This is a genomic window from Actinomycetospora chibensis (assembly GCF_028737215.1).
Classification (GTDB): Bacteria; Actinomycetota; Actinomycetes; order Mycobacteriales; family Pseudonocardiaceae; genus Actinomycetospora; species Actinomycetospora chibensis.
Window position 1 is genome coordinate 1 of the sequence record NZ_JAQZAM010000036.1, and the last position, 24677, is coordinate 24677.

21 protein-coding genes are annotated in these 24677 nt (G+C 76.0%); 10 read left to right on the top strand and 11 right to left on the bottom strand.

Annotated features, from left to right (window positions below):
- Positions 1 to 41: 41 nt before the first annotated feature.
- Positions 42 to 818, bottom strand: coding sequence for a hypothetical protein (locus PH189_RS29400; protein WP_274192418.1), 777 nt, complete (start codon positions 816 to 818; stop codon positions 42 to 44).
- Between the two features lie 568 nt (positions 819 to 1386).
- Here PH189_RS29400 and PH189_RS29405 point away from each other — a divergent pair.
- The 4 genes from PH189_RS29405 (at position 1387) to PH189_RS29420 (ending at position 7425) form a co-directional block, all read left to right on the top strand.
- Complete coding sequence (locus PH189_RS29405; protein WP_274192419.1) at positions 1387 to 2118, top strand: pyridoxamine 5'-phosphate oxidase family protein; 732 nt, start codon at positions 1387 to 1389, stop codon at positions 2116 to 2118.
- Positions 2115 to 3179: an MBL fold metallo-hydrolase gene (locus PH189_RS29410; protein WP_274192420.1), complete on the top strand. Its 1065-nt coding sequence runs from the start codon at positions 2115 to 2117 to the stop codon at positions 3177 to 3179. Before PH189_RS29405 ends, PH189_RS29410 begins: the two co-directional genes overlap by 4 nt.
- A 237-nt stretch (positions 3180 to 3416) precedes the next feature.
- Positions 3417 to 5789, top strand: a complete 2373-nt coding sequence (locus PH189_RS29415) for a HelD family protein (RefSeq protein WP_417281527.1) — start codon at positions 3417 to 3419, stop codon at positions 5787 to 5789.
- Between the two features lie 235 nt (positions 5790 to 6024).
- Complete coding sequence (locus PH189_RS29420) at positions 6025 to 7425, top strand: serine/threonine-protein kinase (protein ID WP_274192422.1); 1401 nt, start codon at positions 6025 to 6027, stop codon at positions 7423 to 7425.
- Between the two features lie 20 nt (positions 7426 to 7445).
- Here PH189_RS29420 and eccB read toward each other — a convergent pair whose 3' ends face one another.
- Both eccB and PH189_RS29430 read right to left on the bottom strand, forming a co-directional pair.
- The gene (eccB, locus tag PH189_RS29425) at positions 7446 to 8900 is read right to left on the bottom strand and encodes a type VII secretion protein EccB (protein ID WP_274192423.1); all 1455 of its coding nucleotides are present in this window, start codon (positions 8898 to 8900) and stop codon (positions 7446 to 7448) included.
- Positions 8901 to 8949: 49 nt separating this feature from the next.
- Positions 8950 to 9441, bottom strand: a complete 492-nt coding sequence (locus tag PH189_RS29430; RefSeq protein WP_274192424.1) for a hotdog fold domain-containing protein — start codon at positions 9439 to 9441, stop codon at positions 8950 to 8952.
- 148 nt (positions 9442 to 9589) lie between these two features.
- On the opposite strand from PH189_RS29430, the gene PH189_RS29435 reads away from it, so the two are divergent.
- Entirely contained in the window at positions 9590 to 9952 is a 363-nt protein-coding gene (locus PH189_RS29435; RefSeq protein WP_274192425.1) for a DUF2795 domain-containing protein, read from the top strand.
- A gap of 79 nt (positions 9953 to 10031) precedes the next feature.
- On the opposite strand, the gene PH189_RS29440 is transcribed toward PH189_RS29435, so the two are convergent.
- Positions 10032 to 10286 (bottom strand): hypothetical protein, encoded by a 255-nt coding sequence (locus PH189_RS29440; RefSeq protein WP_274192426.1) that lies wholly within the window; start codon positions 10284 to 10286, stop codon positions 10032 to 10034.
- 112 nt (positions 10287 to 10398) lie between these two features.
- Here PH189_RS29440 and PH189_RS29445 point away from each other — a divergent pair, with 112 nt between their 5' ends.
- Positions 10399 to 11670: an MFS transporter gene (locus tag PH189_RS29445; protein ID WP_274192427.1), complete on the top strand. Its 1272-nt coding sequence runs from the start codon at positions 10399 to 10401 to the stop codon at positions 11668 to 11670.
- A 14-nt stretch (positions 11671 to 11684) separates the two neighbouring features.
- Here PH189_RS29445 and PH189_RS29450 read toward each other — a convergent pair whose 3' ends face one another.
- On the bottom strand, positions 11685 to 13745 hold the full coding sequence (locus PH189_RS29450) for an ArnT family glycosyltransferase (RefSeq protein WP_274192428.1): 2061 nt from the start codon (positions 13743 to 13745) through the stop codon (positions 11685 to 11687).
- A gap of 174 nt (positions 13746 to 13919) precedes the next feature.
- On the opposite strand from PH189_RS29450, the gene PH189_RS29455 reads away from it, so the two are divergent.
- Positions 13920 to 15302 carry an LCP family protein gene (locus PH189_RS29455; RefSeq protein ID WP_274192429.1) on the top strand — a complete coding sequence of 461 codons (1383 nt, stop codon included), beginning with the start codon at positions 13920 to 13922 and terminating at the stop codon, positions 15300 to 15302.
- Positions 15303 to 15410: 108 nt separating this feature from the next.
- Here the strand turns inward: PH189_RS29455 and PH189_RS29460 are convergent, their stop codons facing one another.
- The 3 genes from PH189_RS29460 to PH189_RS29470 all read right to left on the bottom strand — a co-directional run bounded on the left by PH189_RS29460 (position 15411) and on the right by PH189_RS29470 (position 18336).
- Positions 15411 to 16808 (bottom strand): S1C family serine protease, encoded by a 1398-nt coding sequence (locus PH189_RS29460; RefSeq protein WP_274192430.1) that lies wholly within the window; start codon positions 16806 to 16808, stop codon positions 15411 to 15413.
- 116 nt (positions 16809 to 16924) lie between these two features.
- The gene (locus PH189_RS29465) at positions 16925 to 17452 is read right to left on the bottom strand and encodes a dihydrofolate reductase family protein (RefSeq protein WP_274192431.1); all 528 of its coding nucleotides are present in this window, start codon (positions 17450 to 17452) and stop codon (positions 16925 to 16927) included.
- 38 nt (positions 17453 to 17490) lie between these two features.
- Positions 17491 to 18336 carry an alpha/beta fold hydrolase gene (locus tag PH189_RS29470; protein WP_274192432.1) on the bottom strand — a complete coding sequence of 282 codons (846 nt, stop codon included), beginning with the start codon at positions 18334 to 18336 and terminating at the stop codon, positions 17491 to 17493.
- A gap of 146 nt (positions 18337 to 18482) precedes the next feature.
- On the opposite strand from PH189_RS29470, the gene PH189_RS30585 reads away from it, so the two are divergent.
- The 3 genes from PH189_RS30585 (at position 18483) to PH189_RS29485 (ending at position 22296) form a co-directional block, all read left to right on the top strand.
- Positions 18483 to 18791 carry a hypothetical protein gene (locus PH189_RS30585; RefSeq protein WP_378014889.1) on the top strand — a complete coding sequence of 103 codons (309 nt, stop codon included), beginning with the start codon at positions 18483 to 18485 and terminating at the stop codon, positions 18789 to 18791.
- Positions 18792 to 18856: 65 nt separating this feature from the next.
- Positions 18857 to 20128 carry a bifunctional glycosyltransferase family 2/GtrA family protein gene (locus tag PH189_RS29480; protein ID WP_274192433.1) on the top strand — a complete coding sequence of 424 codons (1272 nt, stop codon included), beginning with the start codon at positions 18857 to 18859 and terminating at the stop codon, positions 20126 to 20128.
- Positions 20129 to 20202: 74 nt separating this feature from the next.
- Positions 20203 to 22296, top strand: coding sequence for a glycosyltransferase family 39 protein (locus PH189_RS29485; RefSeq protein WP_274192434.1), 2094 nt, complete (start codon positions 20203 to 20205; stop codon positions 22294 to 22296).
- Positions 22297 to 22409: 113 nt separating this feature from the next.
- Here PH189_RS29485 and PH189_RS29490 read toward each other — a convergent pair whose 3' ends face one another.
- The 3 genes from PH189_RS29490 to PH189_RS29500 form a co-directional block, all read right to left on the bottom strand.
- Positions 22410 to 23021 carry a sortase domain-containing protein gene (locus PH189_RS29490; protein WP_274192435.1) on the bottom strand — a complete coding sequence of 204 codons (612 nt, stop codon included), beginning with the start codon at positions 23019 to 23021 and terminating at the stop codon, positions 22410 to 22412.
- Between the two features lie 70 nt (positions 23022 to 23091).
- Positions 23092 to 23760, bottom strand: coding sequence for a class F sortase (locus tag PH189_RS29495; RefSeq protein ID WP_274192436.1), 669 nt, complete (start codon positions 23758 to 23760; stop codon positions 23092 to 23094).
- 1 nt (position 23761) lies between these two features.
- Positions 23762 to 24424, bottom strand: coding sequence for a hypothetical protein (locus tag PH189_RS29500; protein WP_274192437.1), 663 nt, complete (start codon positions 24422 to 24424; stop codon positions 23762 to 23764).
- Positions 24425 to 24677: the final 253 nt, after the last annotated feature.

Below are 24677 nucleotides of genomic sequence, written 5' to 3' on the forward strand. Positions count from 1 at the left end.
CGGCCGCCCCGGTCGTCTGTGTGGAGGTCGTCCGTGTGGGGTCAGTATCCGCCGGAGGACGAGTCGTCGTCCTGCGACGCGGCCCGGTGCCGCCCGCCGTCGCCGTGCTGCGACCCGGAGTCCGACCCCGACCCCGACTCCGAGGGCCGCGCCGCGGCCACCGCGGCGGCGTCGGCGACGTCCGGGGTGCGGAACTCGCCCGTCGTGGGCGTGCGGTCGGCCGCGAGCACGGCGCCGCCGCCGACCACCGCCACCCCGCCGCCCGCGAGAGCGCCGACCAGGGCCAGCGCGCCGGCGGTGCGGGTGGGCAGCGTGACGCGGCGCCGACCGAGGTCCCGGCGACCGACGGCCTGGACCGGGTGCGACGGGGTGGGCGGCGCGAGGGCGCTCGGCACGGCCGCGGGGAACGCGGGGCGCGGCGTGCCACCGGTCGTCGGCCCGGCGTCCGGGCGGCGGTCGGCCGCGGTACGCGGCACCGCGCCGCCGCCGGTGGCGGCGGGCGAGGAGCCCGTCGGCGGGAGCCCGGACTGACGCACTCTCGCAGCGGCCAGAGCGATGGCCGCGAGGTCGAGGGGAGAGGTGGGCGGGTCGACCAGCGCCGGGTCCGGACGCGGCTGCTGGATCCGCGTCTCCCCGGTGCGGGCGCCGGAGCGCCGCTCGGAGCGCGAGCGCCCGGCCCGGGGCAGGGGCCCCGACGGGTGCTGCTCGCCGATGCCCTGCCGGGGCACCAGCTGCTCGAGGTCGGTCCGGTCGGTGGGGGTCGCCGGAGTAGGGGGAGGTGCCGCCGCTCGGGCGGTCGCCGCACGGTGTCGGGACATGCGCGTCTCCGTCGCGTCGCCGCTCGACCTGGTCAGGGGGGAGCGAACCAGGTGCCGTGTCGTCGGTGGGGAGTCCGTCGCCACGGCGTTGAAGGCCCGTCCACGCTCGGTTCGGGGGCCACGCTCGCCGGACGGGCCAGGGCGGGACGAGCGCGGGTCCGGCAGCTGCACGAGCATCCGGACAGCGCCCACACTAGGAGCCCGGGGAAGCCCCCCGACCCCGCCGGGTCACCCGTTCGAGGCGCGCGCGCAGGCCGTGTACTGCCTGTTCAGGAGGGCCGACCGACGGTCACGCCCACAGTGCGGCGAGGTCTCGGTCCGGTCACGAAGTGACGCACGTCATAGCCAAGTGCGGCCTTTTGGACGAGAACCTGTCGCGAAGGGTCGTCAGACGGGTGGTCACAGTGAGGATCGCATCGCCGCACACCTCGACAGCGCCCGGACGAACAGGTTGCATCGGGAGCAACCCCCGACCGACGCGGGTCCGCGCCGGGGCCTCCCGCCCCGCCCAGACGCCGCGGCGACCACGGCGGTCCCGGTCGCCGGCCGGGCCCGCGGAGAGGCGTCGATGAGCGACCGGGACTTCCCCCTCCCCGATCATCACGATCCCCATCCCGAACGTCCCGGCTCCGCCGGGGAGCACGTGCTGCAGGACGCGATGGGCACCGGGGCGCGGGCCGAGCGGTTCCTCTCCGACCAGATGAGCGACCGCCTCGTGCCCTCCATGCGGGAGTTCATCGCCCGCATGACGATGGCCTTCGTCGCGACGGCGGACGCCCACGGCGAGTGCGACTCGACGCTGCGCGCGGGCCCGCCCGGATTCCTGCGGGTGCTCGACGACCGGCGCGTCGCCTGGCCGGAGTACCGCGGCAACGGCGTCATGGCGAGCCTCGGCAACATCACCGAGAACCCGCACGTCGGGCTCATGATGATCGACTTCACCGACGAGCTGATCGGGCTGCACGTCAACGGCGCGGCCCGGCTGGTGGAGGACGAGGAGCTGCGCCGCGAGCACCCCGACCTCCCGGTGGAGACCGTGCCCGGACGTCGCGCCAGCGTGTGGGTGGAGGTCACCGTCGAGGAGGCCTACATCCACTGCCGCAAGCACATCCCCCGGATGGTGCCGGTCGACGACCGCCGGGCCTGGGGTACCGACGACGTGCGCCGCAAGGGCGGCGACCACTTCGGCGTCGCCGCGGCCCGGAAGGCCGCCGCGGCCTCCCAGGCGGAGATCGACGCGGCGCAGGCCGACCCCCGCGAGACGGTGCGCGCCGGGGCAGGGGCACCATCCGGGGAGTGATCTCCGATCGGCACGCCTGGAGCAGGCCCGAGCTCGAGACGGTCGTTCCCGGCGTCCACCGCCTGCCGCTGCCGTTGCCCACCGACGCGCTGCGGGCGGTCAACGTCTACCTGCTCGCCCCCGAGGACGGCAGCCCCCGGGGGGACGGCGCCGAACTGACCCTCGTCGACGGCGGCTGGGCGATCGACGCCTCGCGCGACGTGCTCGGGCGCCTGCTCGGCGAGCTCGGCCTCGCGACCGGCGACGTACGGCGCTTCCTCGTCACGCACGTGCACCGCGACCACTACAGCCAGGCCGTCGCGCTGCGCCGCGAGCACGGCGCCCGCGTGGCGCTCGGTGCCGGCGAGCGCGAGTCGCTGGAGACCGTGCGGACCCGTGAGGACGGGCTGGACGCCCAGACCGCCGGGCTGGACCGGGCGGGGGCCCACGACCTCGCGACCGAGGTCCGGAGGTGGGTCGCCGCCGCCGAGGCCCCGCCGCCCGAGGACTTCACCGACCCCGACGAGTGGCTCGCCGACGGGCAGGAGCTGGCGGCCGGGGGACGCTCGCTCGTCGTCCGGGAGACCCCGGGGCACACCCGGGGGCACGTGGTGTTCGTCGACGAGACCACGGCGGACGCGGGGATGCTCTTCGCCGGCGACCACGTCCTGCCGCACATCACGCCGTCGATCGGCTTCGAGCCCGCCGCGAGGCCGGGCGCGCTCACCCGCTTCCTGACCTCGCTCGCGGCCCTGCGCGCCGAGCCGGACCGGATGCTGCTGCCCGCCCACGGCCCGGTGGCGCCGAGCGTCCACGACCGCGTCGACGAGCTGGTCGCCCACCACGACAAGCGTCTCGACGAGATCGCCGCGGCCGTCGCCGCCGGCGGATCCACCGCCCTCGAGGTCGCCGGCGCCATCCGCTGGACGCGCCGCGAGTACCACCTCGACGACATGGAGACGTTCAACCGCATGCTCGCGGTGCTGGAGACCGACGCGCACCTCGAGGTCCTCGCCGCGCAGGGCCGGGTGCGCCGCACCGCCGACGCGGACACGGGCGTCAACCACCACGCACCGGCCTGACGGTCACCTCCCGGACACGTCCCGGGCGCGCTTCTGGCGGCGCGGTACCGGGGTGCGGCGCTACGGTGGATGGTCGTCCCGGCACAACGACGCCGGACCTCGGAGCTGGAGAAGGCCTGCGTGACCCGAACGTCCTCGTCCGCCGCCGACGCCCCGCACCGTGACCGTCACGACGACGTCGTGGTGGGCACCGCCGTGGCACCCGATCCCGTCGCGGCCGAACAGCCGTATGTTGCGATGCTCTACGGCAAGCTCGACGACCGTCGCGCCGAGACCGCAGGCCTGCTCGCGCGGGTGCTGCGCGACGAGACGACGGGGACGCCGCAGGCCGTCTCCGAGCGCGACGCCGCCGCGCAGATGTACTCCGAGCAGCTCGCGACGCTCTCCGCGGTCGAGAACGGGCTGTGCTTCGGGCGGCTCGACCTCGACCCGGACCGCCCGCCGCCCCCGCCCGCCGACGGCGTCGGCGATCCCGACGTCGAGGGGCTCGACCAGGACGTCCTCTACGTCGGGCGCCTCGGCCTGCTCGACGAGGACCACGACTACGAGCCCCTGCTGATCGACTGGCGCGCGCCCGCGGCCCGGCCGTACTACACGGCCACCGCGGCCTCGCCCGACGGCGTGCGACGACGCCGCCACATCCGGTCGCGCAGCCGGCGGGTCACCGCGGTCGACGACGAGATCCTCGATCTCGACGAAGCCGCAGCGGCCGCCTCCTCGGGGGCCACCACCCAGCGCACCGGGCTGACCGGCGAGGCGGTGCTGCTCGCGGCGCTGTCGGCCGGGCGCACCGGGCGGATGGGCGACATCGTCGCGACGATCCAGGGCGAGCAGGACCGGGTCATCCGCTCCAGCGCCAACGGCGTCGTCGTGGTCGAGGGCGGCCCCGGAACCGGCAAGACGGCCGTCGCCCTGCACCGGGCGGCGTACCTGCTCTACACCCACCGCCGCCAGCTGGCCCGCCGCGGCGTGCTCGTGGTCGGTCCCAACCCGACGTTCCTGCGCTACATCGAGCAGGTCCTGCCCTCGCTCGGCGAGACCAGCGTGCTGCTCTCGACGGTCGGCGAGCTCTACCCCGGCCTCGCCGCCCGCCGCGCCGAGCCGGCCCGGGCGGCGGCGCTCAAGGGTCACGCCGACATGACCAAGGTGCTCTCCACCGCGGTGCGCGACCGCCAGGAGCTGCCGCGGCGGCCGATCCAGCTCGTCGTCGACGGCGAGCCCGTGGTGCTCGACCGCGACCTCGTCGCCCAGGCCCGCACCCGCGCCCGGCGCACCCGCCGTCCGCACAACGACGCGAAGCGGACGTTCATCCGCGAGATCACCGACCAGCTCGCCCGGCGCGAGGTCGACCGCGTGGGCCGCGACCTCGACGGCCGGTCGAACCTGCTCGACCGCGGCGACCTCGCCGATGTCCGGGCCGGGTTGCGCGCCGATCCGGACCTGCGGGCCGCGCTCGACGGCCTGTGGCCCACGCTCAGCCCGCCGCAGCTGCTCGCCGACCTGTGGACCTCCCCCCAGCGCCTGCGCGCGGCCACGCGCGGGTGGCGCGACGCCGACCGCGAGCAGCTCGCCCGCGACGCGCCGCCGGCCGATCTTTGCGACGGCGCCTGGTGGAGCCCGGCGGACGCGGTGCTGCTCGACGAGGTCGCGGAGCTCCTCGGCGAGGACGACACCGCCGCCCGCGAGGCCGAGGAGCGCAAGCGGGAGGCCGACGAGGCGTACGCGGCCGGCGTCCTGGAGATCCTCGCGATGGAGGAGGACTGGGACCCCGAGCTGCTGCGTCCCACCGACGTCGTCGACGCCAGCGTGCTCGCCGACCGCACCCGTGAAGCCACCTACGCCTCGGCGGCCGAGCGCGCCGCCGACGACCGCACCTGGACGTTCGGCCACGTGATCGTCGACGAGGCGCAGGAGCTCTCGCCGATGGCGTGGCGGGTCCTGATGCGCCGCTGCCCGAGCCGGTCGATGACGCTGGTCGGCGACGTCGCGCAGACCGGGGCGCGGGCCGGGGCGTCGTCGTGGGGCGAGGTGCTCTCGCCGTACGTCGCGCAGCGCTGGCGCCGCGAGGTGCTCACCGTCAACTACCGCACGCCGGCCGAGATCATGGCGGTCGCCGCCGACGTGCTGGCCGCGATCGACCCGTCGGCCCGGCCGCCGGAGTCGGTCCGCGAGTCGGGCGTGGCGCCCCGCGCGGTGGCCACCTCCGAGGCCGGCCTTCTCGACGCCGCGGTCGCGCAGGCCCGCAAGGCCCGCGAGGCGGTCGTCGACGCCGAGGGCGCCGGCCGCGTCGCCGTGCTCGCGCCCGCCGGCCGTGTCGACGCGCTGGCCGCCGCCCTCGGGGTGGCGGCCGGGCCGACGGGAGCCGGCGACGGCGGGCGGGCGGGCGACCCGACCGTCGACCTCGCGGCGGAGGTCGTCGTCTCCGAGGTCGCCGACGCCAAGGGCCTCGAGTTCGACGCGGTCGTGCTCGTCGACCCGGCCGGCGTGACGCACGACTCCCCGCGCGGTCTCAACGATCTGTACGTCGCCCTCACCCGGGCCACACGTTCCCTGGTCGTGGTGCATCCGGGCCCGCTCCCGACGGTCCTCGACCGCCTCGAGTGGGAGTGACGCCGCTCCCGGTCCGGTAACGCCTGCCCCACGGGGTCCGAAGGATCCAGGTGGGCCGGGCGCGGTCGTCGCCCCCGCGGTGTCGCCGAGGCGCGGCGGCACACTGCGGGGCAACCCGCCGTTCGGGCGACGCGCCGCCTGGGAGGTCACGCAGACGAGGGACCCGGTCGTACGGGATGATCGGGGCCCAGAGGCGGCACCTCGGGAGGCCGCGGACCGGGAGGGAGGGCGGGCAGTGAGCACCGATACCGGCCCGCCCGCGACGGTCGGCGGCCGCTACACGGTCGGCGACCTCATCGGCCGCGGCGGCGCCGCGGACGTCTTCCGGGCCCGCGACGAGCTCCTCGGCCGCGACGTGGCCATCAAGATGTTCAACGCCGCGGGCTCGGTGGTCGCGGAGAACCCGTCCCCGGGCGATCCCGCCGACCCCGCGGAGAAGATCGGCGACATCGAGGAGGGCCAGGAGGCCCGCCACCGGCGCGAGGTCCTCACCCTCGCCGGGCTCTCGCACCCCGGGCTCGTGACGGTCTACGACGTCGGCGACGAGGACGGCCGCGCGTACTTCGTCATGCAGCTCATCGAGGGCGACACGCTGGCGCAGCGGATCCGTTCGGGGCCGCTGACGGTCGTCGACGTCGTCGCGCTGGGTGCGGCGCTCGCCGACGCCCTCGCCTACGTGCACCGCCGCGGGGTGGTGCACCGCGACGTCAAGCCCGGCAACGTGCTGCTCGATGCGGAGGGCCGCGCCCACCTCTCGGACTTCGGGATCGCCGCCGTCCACGACGCCGCGCCCGTCACCGCCGCCGGCATGGTCATCGGCACGGCCTCGTACCTGAGCCCCGAGCAGGTCCGCGGCGAGCCGATCGACGGCGCCGTCGACATCTACGCGCTGGGCCTGGTGCTCATCGAGTGCCTCACCGGGCGCCGCGAGTACCCGGGCAACGCCCTCGAGGCCGCCGTGGCCCGCCTGCACCGCCGTCCCATGGTGCCGCCCGGGCTCCCGCCCGGCCTCGAGGTCCTGCTGACCGCGATGACCGCCGACGAGCCCGGCGACCGGCCGACCGCCGAGGAGACCGTCGCCGCCCTGCGGGGCGTGTCCCGCGAGGTCGGCATGGAGGCCGAGACGGTCCTGTCGCCGGTGCTCATGAGCGCTCCGACGGGCGTGGTCGGCACGCCGGCGATGGCCGTCGGCCCGGCGACCGAGGCCCGCGCGCCCGAGCTCGAGGCCACCGGCGCCTCGCCGCTGGCCCGTCCGGGGCGCCGGCGCCGCCGGGTGGCGGCGGCCGTCGCGGCCGTGGCGGCGACGGTGCTCGTGGCCGGCTCGGCGGTCGCCTACGCCGTGCTCTCCGACGACCAGCCGCTGCCGCCGGTGCCCTCGGCCACCCTGGCGCCGCCCCCGCCGCCGCTGCCGGTGGTCCCGCAGGTCACGACGACCACGCAGGACGAGACCGAGGTGGCCACCGCGCCGCGCACCCGGCGCTCCACCACCACCACCCCGCGCCGGACGACCACCACCACGACCACGACGACCACCACGACCGTCGCGCGCCCCCCGGTGGTCGTCCCGCCGCCGGTGGTCGAGGAACCGCCGGAGGTCACGACCACGACGACGACCCTGCAGCGCCGCCAGCCCTGACCGGCCCCGAGCAGCCCTGACTAGCCCCCGGCGGGCAGCGGGGTCAGCGCGTCGGTGATCGAGAGCACCGGGCCGACCGGGAGCAGGCCGACCACCACGCCCGGCGCGGGCGGGAACGCCTCGCCGAGGCCGAGCGCAGCCGCGGTCTCGGGGTCGGGCACGGCGGAGGTCGTCCCGACCCCCGAGACGACCGTCGGGCTGCCCGGCGCGTCGGGACGGCCCGCGGGCACCGCGCGCACGGTGACCCCGCCGCCCGGGACCGCGACGGCGTCGACCCGGTCGCCCGACCCGTCGGCCTGGGCGAGGGTGGTCGGAGGCACCGCCGTCGCGGGGGGCTCGGCCCCGACCGTGAGCACCACGGCACCGCCGCCGTCGGCGCTCGCGCAGGTGGTGGGCGCCTCGGCCATCGGCACGGCACGGGGCACCGGGTCGGGGTAGGCGCTCACGGCGATCCCGCGCGCGGTCCCGAGCGGGCGGAGCTGGCCGGGGGACACGACGGGCACGGGGGCGGCGGCCCGTGCCGGGTCGGCGTCCGAGAGACGCACGAGACGGGCGACGACCTCGGGCACCTCCTGCACGCCCTCACGCTGGACGACGTACCAGCGGTCCGGGGTGCCGGGGCCGACGAGGCGGACGACGCCACCCACGGGCTCGCCGGCCAGGAGGCCGCCCGGCGGGATCCCGCCCCGCCCCGCGATCACCGGCGCGACGATCGCCGGCCCCTCGGTGAGCGTGTTGAGCAGGCTGGTGCTCACCGGTCGGGGGAGCTGGCCCTCGAGGTCGAAGGCCACCACCACCGCCGGGTCGCGCAGGTCGAGGCGGGCGCGCACGCCGTCGTGCACCAGCCAGGTGCCGTCGAAGCGGTCGCGCAGCAGGAGGCCACGCCCGGGGCCCAGGGTCCGGCCGGGCGCCGAACCACCGGCGAGCACCGTCGTCCACACGCGCGGCTGTTCCCACGGGCGCGCCGCGCCGGGCCGGGGGCTGCCGGTGTCGCACACCGACCAGACCGGTGGCACCGGCGCCCCGGCCGGCGGCAGCGGCGGCGCGTCGACGATGCCGACCCCGCGCTCGCGGGGCGCGGTGGCGAGATCGGACTCGGCCACCTCGACCGGCTCCGGATCCCCCGCGGGCCCGCCCGCCGCGGCGAGCCCGGCCAGCACGAGCCGCGCCGAGGCGAGGTTGGGCACGGGGACCAGCCGGTCGGGCCCGTGGACGACGACGTAGAGCGCCCCGGAGCCCTCCGCCACCACGACACCGGCGGTGCGCCAGTCGGCAGGCCGGTCCAGGAGGCCCCATACCGCGGCCACCCCGAGCGCCAGTGCGGCGATCAGCACCCCGGCGAGCGTCGCCCGGTGCTGCGCGCGCAGCGGGTCGACGCCGGGCACGGCCTGGCGCCGGACCAGCGCGGACTGCAGGCGGCGCAGCCCGAAGCGGTAGGCGTGGACCTGGTCGGAGGTCGTCGTGGGCGGGGGCATCTCGCCGGGGATCGTGGCACGCCCGGGGGCGCCGGGTGGCCCCTTCGGCTCAGGCCGCGACGGCGGTGCGCGCGGGACGCGGGGAGATCCGCAGCGTGATCGTCGCGCGGACGACCTCGGTGCCGGCGGCGTCGGTGAGGGTGACCTCGGCGTCGACGTCCTCCCGCGCGTCGGAGAAGGCGGGCGGCGACGGGAAGGTGGCGACGGCGAGGAGGTCGGTCTCGGCCTTCGCGAGGTACTGCACGCTCATGCCACGGGGGATCCAGCGGTGGGACGGCGGCACGGTGGCCTCGGCCAGCACGCCCATGGCGTACTCGGCGAGGTTGCAGGAGGCGATGGCATGCACGGTGCCGAGGTGGTTGTGCACCAGCCACCAGTTGCGCAGCGACACCTCCGCGCGCCCCGGCTCGAGGCGGCGGATCACCGGCGCGGCGGTGAGGAAGTACGGCGCGCGGACCCAGACGGCCGCGCTGACCAGCAGGCGGCCCGGCCACGAGCCGGAGAATCGATGCCAGGCGCCCAGCACGCTCGGGGTACTCACGGCGCGGATGTTACCCGGCGGTAGCAAGCGTCGGGGGAGCCGATGGCGTCCGGACGATCATGGACGCCCCGGTGAGTGGTGGGTTGACGAACGGACGTTCGGGGAAAGAACCGCGTGCGCGACCCTGCGCTCCCGCCGGGAGGACCCGATGAGCACTCGTCCCGACCACCCCTCATCGCCCCCGGCCGCCGCGATCGCCGAACGGCTCGCGGCGGTGCTCGGCGACCTGACGTTCCCCGCGCAGCGCTGGCAGGTGCTCACCGTCGGCGACCTGTACGGCGTCGACACCACCACCCGCAGCCTCCTCGAGCGCCTCCCGCAGCGTCAGTACCACTCGCTGCGCGAGGTGGCGGCCGTCCTCGCCGCGGTGCTGTCCGGGCGCCCGGTGGCCGCGGTCGGCCAGGCCGGGCCGCCCCCGACGCCGCGCGTCGCACCGCGCCGCGTACCGGTCCGGGCTCGCCCGCAGCGCGTCGTCGACCGCCGGCCCGTGCCCACCACGCCGGTGGCCTGACGAGCCCTCGGTCAGCGGCCCGTCAGTCCCCCGGCGCGCCGTCGGGCCCGGCGTCGCGAGGACGACGACGGTCGCGCGTTCAGCCCTGCTCCTCGAGGTCGAAGGCGTCGTCGCCCACCCAGACCCGCAGGCCCTCGCCGTCGTCGGTGATCGCGCCCTCCTCCTCCTCGGAGAGCTCGCGGGCGGCGCCGAGCGAGCGCTCGTCGTAGGCGACGGTGCCGTCCCCGAGGTCGCGGGGCCGGTACTCCGAGGCGAGCACCGCCGTCCGGCTGCGGGTCGCGAGAAACGTCGCGTTCTCCTGGCCGACCTCGGCGATCCACCGCTGCTTGCGCACGGGTGACGGTCTACCCGCCCGCGACGCCCGTGACAACGGAAAGCAGTGGACCTCGACCCCGGTGCACGCCCTACCGTCGCCCGCGCCGTCGTCGATCAGGAGGTCGATCCCGATGCGCGCGCTGCGCCCGTTGCGCCGCTCCGCCTACCGGCGTCTCGCCACGGCGCTCGCGCTCTCGGTGCTGGCCGAGGGGCTGTGGACGCTCGCCGTCGTCTGGCAGGTGGTCGAGCTCGGCGGCGGTCCCGTCGAGCTCTCGCTGGTCTCCGGCGCGCTCGCGCTGGGCGTGATCGTCACCGCGCTGCTCGGCGGTGTCCTCGCCGACCGGGTGCCGCAGAAGCGGATCCTCGTCGGCGTCCTGGCGATGCTCGCCGTGTCGATCGGGCTGGTCGCCGGTCTCTCGGCGCTCGGCGCCCTGTCGGTGCCGCTGCTCGTCGCCGTCGCCGCGGTGATCGGCCTGTCGATGGGCTTGTTCTTCCCGGCGTACTCGGCGCTCGTGCCGGCGATGGTCGACGCCGACGAGCTGCTCGCCGTCAACGGGTTCGAGGGCGTGGTGCGCCCGGTGCTGCTGCAGGGCGCAGGCCCGGCGCTCGCCGGCGTGCTCGTGGCCGTCTGGTCGCCGGCGGCGGCGCTCGGGGCCACGGCCGTGGCGTGTGTCGCGGGGCTCGTCGCGGCCCTGGCGCTGCCCGCGCGGGCCCTGCGGCGCGATCTCACCGCGGAGGGCACGGGCCACCCGGTGCGGGCGGTCCTTCGCGATCTCGTCGAGGGCTTCCGCTACATGGTGGGGACGCGCTGGCTGCTCGTGACGCTGGTGTTCGCGTCGCTGATGATCCTCTTCGTCCTCGGGCCGCTCGAGGTGCTCGTCCCGTTCGCGATCATCGAGCGGGCGGACGGCGGCCCCGGCGGGCACTCGCTCGTGCTGCTCGCGTACGGCGCGGGTGGGGCGATCGCGTCGATCGTCGTCGCGTCGCTGCGCCTCCCGCGCCGCTACCTGACGGCGATGATCGTGCTGTGGTCGGTGGCCTGCGTGCCGATGGTCGTCTTCGGCGTCGCCACGACGCTCTGGCCGATGGTGGTCGCCGGGTTCGTGCTGGGCGGGCTGTTCAGCGCCCCGCAGGTGATCTGGGGAACGCTGCTGCAGCACCGCGTGCCGCCGGCTCTGCTCGGGCGCGTGACGAGCCTCGACTTCTTCGTCTCGCTCGCCTTCATGCCCGTCTCGATGGCTCTCGCCGGCCCCGTCAGCGTGGTGGCCGGCCTGACGCCGGTGTTCCTCGTCGCGGGCCTGGTGCCGCTGCTGTTCGGAACGGTGGCGCTCGTCGTCGGCCGCCTGGGGCCCGACGAGCTCGCCCACCCCCTCGAAAGCGCGGACGAGGTCTCGACGGCCTGACGCGGCTCCCGGGGTCAGCTCGACGGCTGCGTGAGGTCGTAGACGGTCGTGCCGCCGACGTCCGTCGCCGAGTAGTGCGCGGCCACCCATTCGCTGATCTGGGTGCCGACGCTGTCCTCCCCGCCCCCGGGGCCACCGCCCTGCCCGCCCGAGGCGACGAACCAGTGCACGTCGCCGGCGGCCACGTAGGCCTGGAACTGGGCGAGGCTCGGCGCGGCGTCGGAGCCGGTGAACCCGCCGATGGCCATGACCGCCGTGCCGCTGGCGAGCTCGAGGCCCGACGCGCTCTGGGCGGACACGGTGGCCGCCGCCCAGCGGCTGTCCGCCGCGGTGAGCAGGGTCGTCAGCTCGCTCGACGTCGCGGCCTCGCCGGGCCCGCCGCCCTGCCCGCCGCCCTGCCCGCCCCCGTCCGGGGGCGCCTGGCCGGCCGGCGGCTGCCCGCCTCCGGGACCACCCTGACCGCCTCCGGGACCGCCGCCCATCGCCGACCCAGTCGCCGGACCCGCACCGACGATCGACCCCTGGTGCGCCGTCGCGGCCGTCTGCACCGCGTAGGCCACCGAGCCGCCGGCCCCGCCGAGCAGGGCGCCCAGCAGCACGACCGGCAGCACCCGGCGTCCGGCGTCGCGTCCGAGCCGCTGCCACGTCCCGGCGGGCACCAGCAGGGCCACCGCGGCGACGATCCCGGCGACCGCCACGACCCACCGCAGCCACGGCAGGAACTCGGGGGTGCGCCGCAGGAGCACGACGCTCCAGCCCGCGGTCGCGGCGACCGTGAGCGCGAGGGCCACGCCGGCGGCGGGATGGTCGCGGCGCCGCCACACCTCGCGGCCGCCGACCCCGAGCGTGCCGACCAGGCCGGGCGCCAGCGCGACCGCGTAGTACGGGTGGATCGTGCCGCCCATGACACTGAAGACGAGGCCGGTGACGATCATCCAGCCGCCCCACAGCACCAGCGCAGCGCGGGTGCGGTCGGTGCGCGGCTCGCGGCGGGTCAGCCAGAGGCCCGCGACGAGGGCGACGAGCGCGGCGGGCAGCAGCCAGCTGATCTGACCGCCGAAGGCGCTGTTGAACATCCGGCCGATGCCGGCCGTCCCGCCGAAGCCGGTGCTGCTGCCGCCGCCACCACCACCGCCGTTCCCTTCACCGCCGAGGAGGCGGCCGAGGCCGTTGTAGCCGAGGACGAGGTCGAGCAGCGTGTTGTCGGTCGAGCCGCCGATGTAGGGGCGTGCGTCGGACGGCCACAGGTCGACGAGCAGCACGTACCAGCCCACCGAGGCGACGAGCGCCCCCGCGCCGGCGGCGAGCTGGACCAGGCGACGGCGCAGCGGGGCCGCCGAGGCGAGCAGGATCACCGCCGCGAGCGCGGGCAGCACGAGGAACGCCTGCAGCATCTTGGTGAGGAAGCCGAGCCCGATCAGGGCGCCCGCGAGGGCGGTCCACCACACGCCGGCGCGGGTCGCGGCGGCGTCGACCGCGCGCACCACCGCGTAGGCGGCGGCCACGAGGCAGAGCACCAGCAGGGCGTCCGGGTTGTTGAAGCGGAACATCAGCACGGCGACCGGCGTCAGGGCCAGCGCGGCTCCGGCGAGCAGCCCCGCGCCCGGCCCGGACCAGCGCCGCACCGTCGCGTACAGCAGCCCCACCGTGGCGACGCCCATGAGCGCCTGCGGCGCGAGCATGGACCAGGCGTTGAACCCGAAGATCCGTCCCGACAGGCCCATGACCCACAGCGCGGCCGGCGGCTTGTCGACGGTGATGAAGTTCGACGCATCCATCGACCCGAACAGCCAGGCCCGCCATGACTGCGTCCCCGCCTGGACCGCGGCGGCGTAGTAGGTGTTCGCGTAACCCGTGGCACCGAGGTCCCACAGGTAGAGCACGGCGGTCCCGATCAACAGCGCGAGCAGCGCCGGGCGCACCCACCGGGGGTCGCCGACACGCCCGCGCCACAGAGCGGGGAGGCGCCGGGCCGCGGTGCGGCGGGTGTGGCGACCCGCCCGGGTGAAGGATGCGGGAGCCGGGGCTCGTCGGGGCACGCGGAACGCGGTCGTCAGACCGTCTCGGACCGTCATGGGGGCGACCCTGCGGCCCCGGCGTGTCGGTCCCGTGGGGCGAGCTTGTGCGTCGGCTGTGAACGGGCCGCTGGATCTCACACCGGGCGCACGCGCTGCTCCAACGCGTGGCGATCACTGAGATGCCCTGCACTGGGAGGTGACGCCGGGCCGAGAAGGGGGAACGCTGGTGGTGTGGTCGGCCCCTTCCTGCGCTCGCGGCGCGTGCGCCTCCTCGCCCGCTTCGCCGTGGGCGTCGTGTCGGTGGCCGTCCTCGTCGCTTCGGCCTTCGGGTGGACGCAGCTGCGTGCTCTGGATCGATCCACGCCGTCCGCGGCCGTCATCGACACGCCCGAGCCCGGGGCGACGGGCGAGCAGAACATCCTGCTCGTCGGCCTCGACACCCGCACCGACGCGCAGGGCAACCAGCTGCCCGGCGACGTCCTGGCCGCGCTCAACGCCGGCGCGGGCGATTCCGGCGGCGGGACGGCCGATTCGCTGACCGTCGTGCACGTGCCCGCCGGCGGCGGCCGCGCCACCGCGATCTCGGTGCCGCGCGACTCCTACGTCGACCTCGGGCAGGGCCTCGGCCGACACAAGATCAATTCCGCCTGGTCGCGGGCCGCGGCGCAGGCGACCGACGCCATGACCCGGTCGGGGCCGACCGGCAGCACGAGCCTCTTCGCCGCCGAGGCCGCGGCGCCGCTCTCGCCGAACGACCCGGCGGTGGTGCGCGCCGCGTCCGCCGCCGGCGCGCGCGCCACGATCGGGGCCGTGCAGCAGCTGACCGGGCTGCCGATCTCGCACTTCGCCGCGGTCAACCTCGCGGGCTTCGCCGACATCAGCACCGCGATCGGCGGCGTCCCGGTGTGCCTGCGCGCGCCGGCCCGGGACTCGTACACCGGCCTGTCGCTGCCCGCCGGCCCCCAGGAGGTCGGCGGCGCGCAGGCGCTCGCGTTCGTCCGCCAGCGCCACGGCCTGCCGAACGGCGACCTCGACCGCATCGCGCGCCAGCAGGTGTTCCTCGCGGGCGCCACCGAGACGCTGCTCTCGACCAACACCCTCGCCGACCCCTTCGCCCTCGCGCGGATCTCCGAGGCGGTCTCGCGCTCGGTCACGCTCGACGCCGGGTGGGACGTCCTCGGCTTCGCCCGGCAGATGCAGGGGCTCTCCGCCGGTGCGGTCACCTTCCGCACGATCCCCACCGGCTCCACGGAGCTGAGCACGTCGTCGGACGGCACGGCCGTCGAGGTCGATCCGGACGAGGTCCGTGCCTTCGTCGGCATCGCCATCGCCGCCGACGCCGGCAACCCGGCGGCCCAGGCGGCGCTCGCGCCCCCGGTCACCGCCGGCGTCTCCGACGCCTCGGTGAGCGCGGGGCTCGACCGGCTCGACGCCTCGTCGGAGGACGACGCGTCGAGCGCGGACGACGAGAAGCGCTCCGGGGGCTCCGAGGACTCCGAGAGCTCCGAGAGCTCCGAGAGCTCCGAGGACTCGAGCAGCAGCCGGGCGCGTCCGGCCATGCCGGTGTCGCCGACCCCGCCGATCACCGCCGCGGCGCCCGGTTGCATCAACTGACACGCCCGTTCGCAACTCGCCTGAACGAACGAACGGCGCTTTCGCTGCTTCGGTAGCAGCGAAAGCGCCGTCCGTTCGGTCCGGAGGGCCGGGGCGCGGTGGCGGTCGTCAGCTCGCGCGCTCGGAGCCGAGCGTCACGGGCACCTGGCGGGGCTCCCCGCCGGGGGAGGTGACGGTCAGGGTCACCTGGGCGCCCGGCTCCTGCGAGCGGATGGCCGCGACCAGGCTGTCGGCGTCGGGGATGACGCGGTCGTCGAGTCGCGTGACGACGTCGCCCTGCGTCAGGCCGGCCGCGGCGGCGGGCCCGCCCGGGGTGATCTGGCCGAGCACCGCGCCGTCGGCGCCCTCGGAGACGCCGACGCCGAGCACGGCGCGGTTCGCGAAGCCCTGCGTCACCAGCTCGTTGCCGATGCGCGCGGCCTGGTCGACGGGGATGGCGAAGCCGAGGCCGATCGAGCCGGACTGGCCGCCCTGCGACTGGCCCAGCGACGCGATCGCGGACGTGATGCCGACGACGCGGCCCTGCATGTCGACGAGCGCACCGCCGGAGTTGCCGGGGTTGATCGCGGCGTCGGTCTGGATCGCGTCGAGCACGGTCGCCTGGCCGCTCTGCGCACCGCCGCTGGCGACGGGGCGCTGGAGGGCGCTGACGATGCCGGTGGTCACGGTGCCGGACAGCCCGAGCGGCGAGCCGACGGCGACGACCTCCTGGCCGACGCGCAGCTGCGACGAGTCCCCGAGCGTGGCCGGGGTCAGGCCGGAGACGCCCTGGGCGCGCACGACGGCGAGGTCGGCGCTCGGGTCGGTGCCCACCACCTGCACGGGCGCGCGGTTGCCGTTCTGGAACACCGCGCTGAGGCCCTGGGGCGCGCCGGTGGCGCCGCCGCTCTCCGGTGTCTGCCCGAGCGGTGACTGCTGCTGGGCGGCCTGCCCGGCCTCGAGGACGTGGGCGTTGGTGAGGATCAGGCCGTCGGCGGAGATGATGACGCCCGAGCCCTCGCCCGACGGGCCCTCGAGCTGGACGACGCTCGGCAGGACGGTGTCGGCGACCTGCTCCACCGAGCCGGCCGGGGCGGGCGACGACGGTGCGGTGCCGGAGCCCGACGGCGCCGACGAGAGCACGGAGCTCGTACCGTCGTTCGACGACGCGGCCTCGTAGCCGACCGCGCCACCGACGCCGCCGGCCACGAGCACCGCGGCCAGGGCGCCCGCGACGAGGGCGACGGGACGCCGGCGTCGCGGCGGACCGGGCGGGGGCATCGACGGGCCGGGCGTCGTGGGCGGGGGTCCGGGCGGGCCGGTCGGGACGTCGTGACGGGACCAGGGGTCGCCGGGCTGACCGGGGTAGCCGGGCCGGCCGCCGGCCGGGAGCCCGGAACCGGGCGGCGCGGTCGGGTAGCCGCCGGGTCGCTCCCCGGCGGGGCCCGGGGGCAGTGTGCCTGTGCCGGTGCCGCCCGCAGGGCGTGCCGACGGGTCGGTGGGGGAGGTGGGGCTCGTGTCGCTCACGTGCTCCAGGGTCGGCCTGCGCCCTGTGCCCACCCTGCGCCTGACCTGCGGACTTCCTGAGAGATGACCCTGAGAAAGGGGAGGGAACGGGACGGCCGGGACCGAAGGGGACGGGCTCAGCGCACGACGCGGTACCAGTGCTCGGTCTCGCCCGGGAGGCGCTTGAGGCGCACCCGCGTCCCACCCGGACGCCGGAAGATCGGGGTGCCGTCGCCGAGGAGCACGGGCGCGAAGAACATCAGCACCTCGTCCAGCAGTCCGGCGTCGAGGCAATGGGCGGCGACGTCCGCGCCGAGGACGTTGACGTCGCGGTCACCGGCGAGGGCCTTCGCCCGCTCGACGGCCGTGGGCAGGTCGGTGGCGAACTCGACGCCGGCCGGTGGCTCCTCCGGAGGCCGGTGGGTGAGCACGACGACGGGCCCGTCGTACTGCCCGCCGAAGGCGCCCTCGGCGTCGGTGCCCGCGTTCGGGTCGTCGCCGCCGAAGGTGACGCGCCCGACGAGGATCGCGCCGGTGCGGGCGAGCACCCGGTCGGCCGTCGGGTTCTCGCCGCCGATGTGCTCGGTCAGCCAGGACATGTCACCGCCCGGCCCGGCGATGAAGCCGTCGAGCGAGGCGGTCGCCGAGTAGATCAGCCTGGCCATCGAGGGGTCCTCCGTCAGGGGCAGGGGCAGGGGCAGGGTCAGGGGTGGGCGGGCAGGGCGTCGACGAGCCTGTCCCAGGAGGCCGCGGGTGGCAGCTGGTGCCCCATGTCCGCGATCTCCAGCAGGCGGGCGCCCGGGATCGCGGCGGCGAGGGCGCGCCCGTGCGCGGGCGGGAACAGCGGGTCGGCGCCGCCGTGCACCACCAGGGTCGGCAGACCGGCCAGCGCGCTCAACGCGGTGGGACCCGTCGTCCCGGACGCGGCGACGATGAACGGGTTGGTGGTGCTCGCGGCGAGGTCCCGGCTGCGGGCGACCACCCGCTCGGCGATCGCGCGCACGCGGGTCTCCTCGAAGACCCCGTCGCCGGCGAAGGCCCGCTCGCCCTCGACGAGGGCGGCGACCGCGGCGTCGTGGTCGGTCCAGTCGGGGCCGGGGCCCTCGTCGGCGAACAGGGCCGCGATCGCGGGCGACGGCCCGGGCAGGTCGCCGACGGACGGGTCGACCGCGGTGGTCGCGAGCAGGGTGAGCGCGCCGACGCGCTCGGGGTGGGCGAGGGCCAGGCACTGCGCGACACCTGCGCCCGCGGAGAGGCCGACGACGTGGGCGCGGTCGACGCCGAGGGCGTCGAGCACGGCGAGCGCGTCGGTGACCAGGTCCGTCCCGGTGTAGCCGGGCGCGCCCGTGGGCCACGACGTCGAGGCGCCCGTGTCGCGCGCGTCGTAGCGGATCACCCGCCAGCCCCGGGCGACGAGGCGCGCGCACAGGTCGTCGTCCCACCACTCCCGCGACCAGCCCGCGCCGCCGATCAGCAGCATCGCCGGGGCGTCGGCGTCGCCGAGCACCTCCGCGTCGAGCTGCACGTCCTCGTCGACGTCGATGAGCACGGCGCCGCTCCCTCCGGTTGCGAACTGCAACCGGTACTGAATCGGACCTCGCGGCCGGTTGTCAAGTGCAACCGGTGGCGCTCGCACAGCTCGCACACAGGTCGCGTCCAGCATCGGGACAGCCGCCGCGACGAGCGTGCCCGATCATGGCGTCCCCGCTCCTCGCCGCCCTGCGCTCCCCGCTGCGCCCGACCGTCACCGCGCCGTCCGGCGTGACGGCGCCCTCTCGCGTCCGGCGCGCCCTGCCACGCGATCCCCGGTGGGCGCGGTGGTGCCTGTTCGGGCTGCTGGCCGGCACCGCGGTGCTCTACCTGTGGTCGCTGGGCGACCCGGGGTGGGCGAACGCCTCCTACTCCGCGGCGGCCCGGGCCGGCGCGACGAGCTGGTCGGCGTGGTTCTTCGGGGCCTCCGACGCGCCCGGCCTGATCATGGTCGACAAGCCGCGCGTGACGTGAGCAGGCACAGCTCGCCCACAGGTCCGGCACACGGCCCGTCCACGGACGCGGCCGACGCTGCGATCATGACCGCAGCGACCACGATCCCCACCCCGTCCTCCCGCGCCCATCGGGAGCCCGTCGAGGCCACCGGGACCGCCGTCCTCGACGTCGTCGTCCCCGTGTTCAACGAGGAGCGCGACCTGGGCCCCTGCGTCCGGCGCCTGCACCGGCACCTCACCGACGCGCTGCCCTACCCGTTCCGGATCACGGTCGCCGACAACGCGAGCACCGACGCGACACTGGCGGTCGCCGAGGCGCTGGCCGAGGAGTTCGCCGAGGTCACCGTGGTCCACCTCGACGAGAAAGGCCGCGGGCGGGCGCTGCGGGCGGTGTGGTCGGCGTCGGACGCGCCGGTGCTCGCGTACATGGACGTCGACCTGTCCACCGATCTGAACGCCCTGCTGCCGCTGGTGGCCCCGCTGATCTCCGGGCATTCCGACCTCGCGATCGGCTCGCGGCTGGCGCCCTCGTCGCGGGTGGTGCGCGGCGTGAAGCGGGAGGTGATCTCGCGCTGCTACAACGTCCTGCTGCGCGGGACGCTGCGGGCGCGCTTCTCCGACGCGCAGTGCGGCTTCAAGGCGATCCGCGCCGACGTGGCTCGCCGGCTGCTGCCGCTCGTCGAGGACACGGGCTGGTTCTTCGACACCGAGCTCCTCGTGCTCGCCGAGCGCTCGGGGCTGCGGATCCACGAGGTGCCCGTCGACTGGGTCGACGACCCGGACTCGCGCGTCGACGTCGTGGCCACCGCGGTCGCCGACCTCAAGGGCGTCGCCCGCGTCGGCCGAGCGCTGGCCACCGGCGCGCTGCCGGTCGCGCAGCTGCGCCGGGAGCTCGGGCGCGCGGAGATCGGCTCGGCCGACGAGAGGGCCGACGAGAGGGCGGGGGTGGCGCCCGGGATGACGGCGCAGATCGTGCGGTTCGCAGCCATCGGGATCGTCTCGACGCTGGCGTTCCTGCTGCTCTACTCCCTCTTCCGCACCGCCATGCCCGCGCAGGTGTCCAACCTGCTCGCGCTGGTCATCACCGCCGTCGCCAACACCGCGGCCAACCGCCGGCTGACCTTCGGCATCCGCGGGCGCCGCCACGCCGGACGGAGCCAGGTCGAGGGCCTCGTCGTCTTCGGGCTGGGCCTGGCGCTGACGTCCGGCTCGCTCGCCCTGCTCGGCGCCCTCGCCCCGGCGGCGAGCCACGGCATCGAGCTCGCCGTCCTCGTCCTCGCCAACCTCGTCGCCACCCTCCTGCGCTTCGTCGCCTACCGCGCCTGGGTCTTCCACCCGCGCCGCCAGCAGGGGTGACGACGTGTCAGCGGCGTGGCGCCGAAAGACACCAGCGTCCGAAATCCTCCGTCGATCACGAACCCGGAGCACCGATGAGCACCGCGACCGACCCGGACGTCGCCGCACCGACCACCCCGCCGAGCGAGCCGCCGCCCGACCCCTCGTGGCCCCGTCGCGCGTGGCGCGGGCGCGCCGACGACCCGCGCTGGGCGCGCCCGGCGCTGCTCGGTCTGCTCGCGGCGACCGCGGTGACCTACCTGTGGAACCTGGGTGCCTCGGGCTGGGCGAACTCCTTCTACGCCGCAGCCGTCCAGGCCGGCACGCAGTCGCCGAAGGCGTGGCTGTTCGGCGCCCTCGACGCGCCGGGCCTCATCACGGTGGACAAGCCGCCGGCCTCGCTGTGGGTCATGGCGCTGTCCGGGCGGATCTTCGGGTTCAGCTCCTGGTCGATGCTCGCCCCCCAGGCGCTCATGGGCGTCGCCGCGGTCGGGCTGCTGTACCTCACCGTGCGGCGCTGGTCGGGCCCGCGCACCGCGCTCGCCGCCGGTGCCCTGCTCGCGGCGACGCCGGTCGCGGTGCTGATGTTCCGGTTCAACAACCCCGACGCGATGCTCGTGCTGACCATGGTCGCCGCTGCGTACACGACGACGCGGTCGGTCGACGCGGCCGGACGCCGCGCCGGGACCTGGTGGCTCGTCGCCACCGGTGCCCTCGTCGGCCTCGGGTTCCTCACGAAGCAGCTCCAGGTGCTCCTCGTGGTCCCGGCCCTCGCGCTGACGGTGCTGGTCGTGGCGCCGTCGCGGCCGTGGCGCCGGATCGGCGACCTCCTCGCGGGCGGCGCGGCCGTGGTCGTCTCCGCCGGCTGGTACGTGGCACTCGTCGAACTCTGGCCCGCGTCCTCACGCCCCTACATCGGCGGGTCGACGACCAACTCGTTGCTCGAGCTCGCGCTCGGCTACAACGGTCTCGGCCGCATCCTCGGCACCGAGGGCAACCCGGGGGGTGGCCCGAACGGTGGCCCCGGCGGCGGTCCGGGAGGCGGTCCGGGAGGCCTCGGACCGGGCGTACCGGGCGGCCTCGGAGGCGGCGCGCCGGCGGGCATGCCCCCGGGAAGCATGGGCGGTCCCGGCGGCTTCGGTGGCGCGCCGGGCGTCCAGCGCCTGTTCACATCCGAGTTCTCGGGTCAGGCGTCGTGGCTCCTGCCTGCGGCGCTCGTGCTGCTCGTCGCCGCGCTCTGGGCCCTGCGTCGCGCGCCGCGCACCGACCGCACCCGCGGGCTCCTGCTGCTCGGCGGTGTCTGGACGCTCGTGCACGCCGTGGTCTTCAGCGCGATGAGCGGGATCATCCACCCCTACTACGCGGTCGCCCTGGCGCCCGGGATCGTGCTCACGACCGCCGTCGGTGCGTCCGTCCTGTGGCGACGCCGATCGCAGCGCTGGACTCGGGTCGTGCTCGCGGTGGTGGTGGCGGGCACCGCGCTGTGGAGCGCGGTGATCCTCGCCCAGCACGAGTGGATGCCGTGGGCGCGCTGGGTGCTGCTCGTCGCCGGGGTGCTCGGGACCGTGGCGCTGCTCGTCCCGCCGGAGCGGTGGGGACGGACGGCGACGGTCGGCGTCATCGCGGCGCTCGTCGCCGTGCTCGGCGGCTCCACGGCGTTCGCGGCGGACACCGCCGTCACGCCGCACCAGGGCCCGGTCGTCAGCGCCGGCCCAGGCGGCGGGGCGGGCGGGATGACCGGCGGACGCCGTGACGCCGGCGCTCCGCGCGACGCGCCCCCCGGGGGCCCGGAGAGCGAGCCGACCTCGCCGGCGCTCGTCTCCCTGCTCCAGGGCGCCGGCACGCGCTGGGCGGCCGCCACCACCGGCGCGATGAGTGCGGCGTCGCTCCAGCTCGCGTCCGGTGTCCCGGTGATGGCGATGGGCGGGTTCATGGGCAGCGACCCCGCCCCGACGCTCGCCGAGTTCCAGGCCGACGTCGCCTCCGGGCAGGTGCGCTACTACGTGGAGGGCGGTGGTCCCGGAGGCGGCGGCAACGGCCCCCGAATCGGTGACCAGGGCTCCGGAGACCTTGGCGAACGGGACCTCCGGGGCGACAGTGCTCAAATCCGTACCTGGGTACAGACTCACTTCACGCCGATCGACGTCGGAGGGCGCACCGTGTACGACCTGGAAGCACCGATGTCCTGAACGTGCCTCGCGCCACGCCCCGGGACCCTCGGCCACCGGCTCGGCCGGTCATCGCGGGGGTCGTGCGGACCCTCCCCCCGGGTTCGCGCGGCCCTCGCCCGGCTCCCCGGGGCTCAGCCGGACCGGTACGCCGCGGTGAGGTGGCCGAACGCGACGACGTTCTCCTCGTAGGTGCGGGCGGCGGGGTCGAACACCCCGCCACACGTGATCAACCGGAGCTGGCTGTCCGGGGTCGGCCCGTAGACGGCCTCGGTGGGGAAGGTGTACTTCGCGTACCGCTCGACGCGGTCGATGACGAAGACGGCCGTGGTGTCGTCGTCGCGGTGCACCTCGACGGTCGCGCCGGCGGGCATCCGTGCGAGCCGGAAGAACGCGCCCTGTTCGCCGTCGAGGTTGACGTGCGCCGCGAGCACGGTGGGTCCGACCGCGCCCGGGCTCGCGCTCTCCTCGTACCAACCCACGGTCCCGGCGTCCCGCGGCACCTCGAGGGAGTCGTCGGCGTTGCGGCCCAGGTCGGTGGTCTCCTCGGTGGACAGGCCGATCGAGGGGGCGTCCACGCCGGTCACGTCCGCCTCCGGCAGCGGGACGGGCACCGGGGCGCGCTCACCGGGCGCCAGGGCCGCGGTGCGCGTCTCCTCCGGGCCGCCACCACCGCCACCGACGGCCGCCACCAGCACGCCGACGGCCAGCAGCGCGAGCACGAAGGCGACGAGACGGCCGGACACGTCGTCGAGGATGCACCCACGACAGTGTGCAGCCCGGACGACGCGCCCCGCCGGGGCGGATCGCTGCGGCTCAGGCCGGGCGGTAGGCGCCGGTGAGGTGGCCGAAGACGACGATGTTGTCCTCGTAGCTGCGGGTGCGCTCGTCGAACACCCCGCCGCAGGTGATCAACCGGATTTGGGCGTCGTCGGTCGGGCCGTAGACGGCATCGGTGGGGAAGGCGTCCTTCGCGTAGCGCTCGACGCGGTCGACGGTGAAGACGGCCGTGGTGTCGTCGTCGCGGTGCACCTCGACCGCCTCGCCCGGCCGCATCTCCCCGAGCCGGGAGAAGGCGCCCGCCTCGCCGCGGAAGTTGACGTGGGCGGCGAGCACCGACGGCCCGCGCTGCCCGGGGACGGCGCTGCGCTCGTACCAGCCCACGGTCGTCGCGCTGCGCGGGACGTCGAGGGAGTTGTCGTCCCGCAGACCCAGGGTCGTGGTGTCGGCCGCGGCCATGCCGATCGAGGGTGCGTCGACGCCGGTGATCTGCGCCGGCGCCAGGGGGGTCGGCACCGACACCCGCTCGGCCACCGGCACCGACCGGCTCCGCGGCCCCTCGTCCTCCTCGCCGGAGTTGAGGAACGCCACGAGCACGCCGACGGCGAGCACGACGAGGACGAGCGCGGTGACGCGCCCGGTCAGCTTGTCCAAGAGCCCGCCACCGCGCGACGGGCCCTCGGGCGGCGCCTCGGGGGCGGCCACCTCAGACGGCCTCGCGCTTCGCGAGGACGATCTGCCGGCCCCGCACGACGCCCGCGCCGGCGCCGATGCCGGCGATCGCCAGGAAGATCACCTGGCCCGGCGTGGGGCCGGAGTCCGACCCGTCGCCGGCGGCGATGCCGCCCACGGGGTAGCCGGTGTAGTGCCGGGGCCCGCCGACGCCCCAGTCGCAGGCCTGGCCGTCGTTGTCCCCGTCGAGGTTGTTCGGGTCCGACGGATCCCGCATCAGCTCGGCCTGGGCGTCCGCGGTGTCCGCGAAGTCCCAGCAGTCGAGGTCGAACGCCGAGCGCACCGGCGGGACGTAGTGGTAGTACGTGCTGCCCGGGCCGTAGACCACGGGCGGCAGCGTGACGGTGTGGGTCTCCGTCTCGGTGGTGGGGTGCGAGGACGACGAGGTCGTCGGCGTCGTGGTGGTCGTCCCCCCGGTGCCCGGCAGCGGGAGCTCCGGGATCTCCGGGAGCGAGCCGTTGCCTCCGAGCGCGCCGGAAATGCTGTCGACGATGCCCCCGACCACGTCACCGATGCTGCCGCCCGGGTCCAAGATGTCGATCGGGGAGTCCGCCGCGGCGGTCCCCGCCGTGGAGATCATGCCCGCCGCCATCAATCCGACCAGCGCGCTGACCGCGCGCCGACGTCCGTTCGCCATGTCCCGACCCGATTCGTTCGTCCCGACGTGATCGAGGTCGTCGACCCATGGCGACTCCCCCGAACGATGTAACGCCGGAGCCGCATGTTGGGTACGCGTCAGTAGGTCGGTGGAGGCTCGCGACGTCCAGACGCCTCGACAGGCGCAGGCCCTTCCGACGACAGAGCGTGATTGCTCCGGTCCGGTCCGGAGGCGCTCCCGCTCCTGGGGGACCGGATCTCCACGGGAGCTCAGGGCGTTTCCGCCAGCGAGG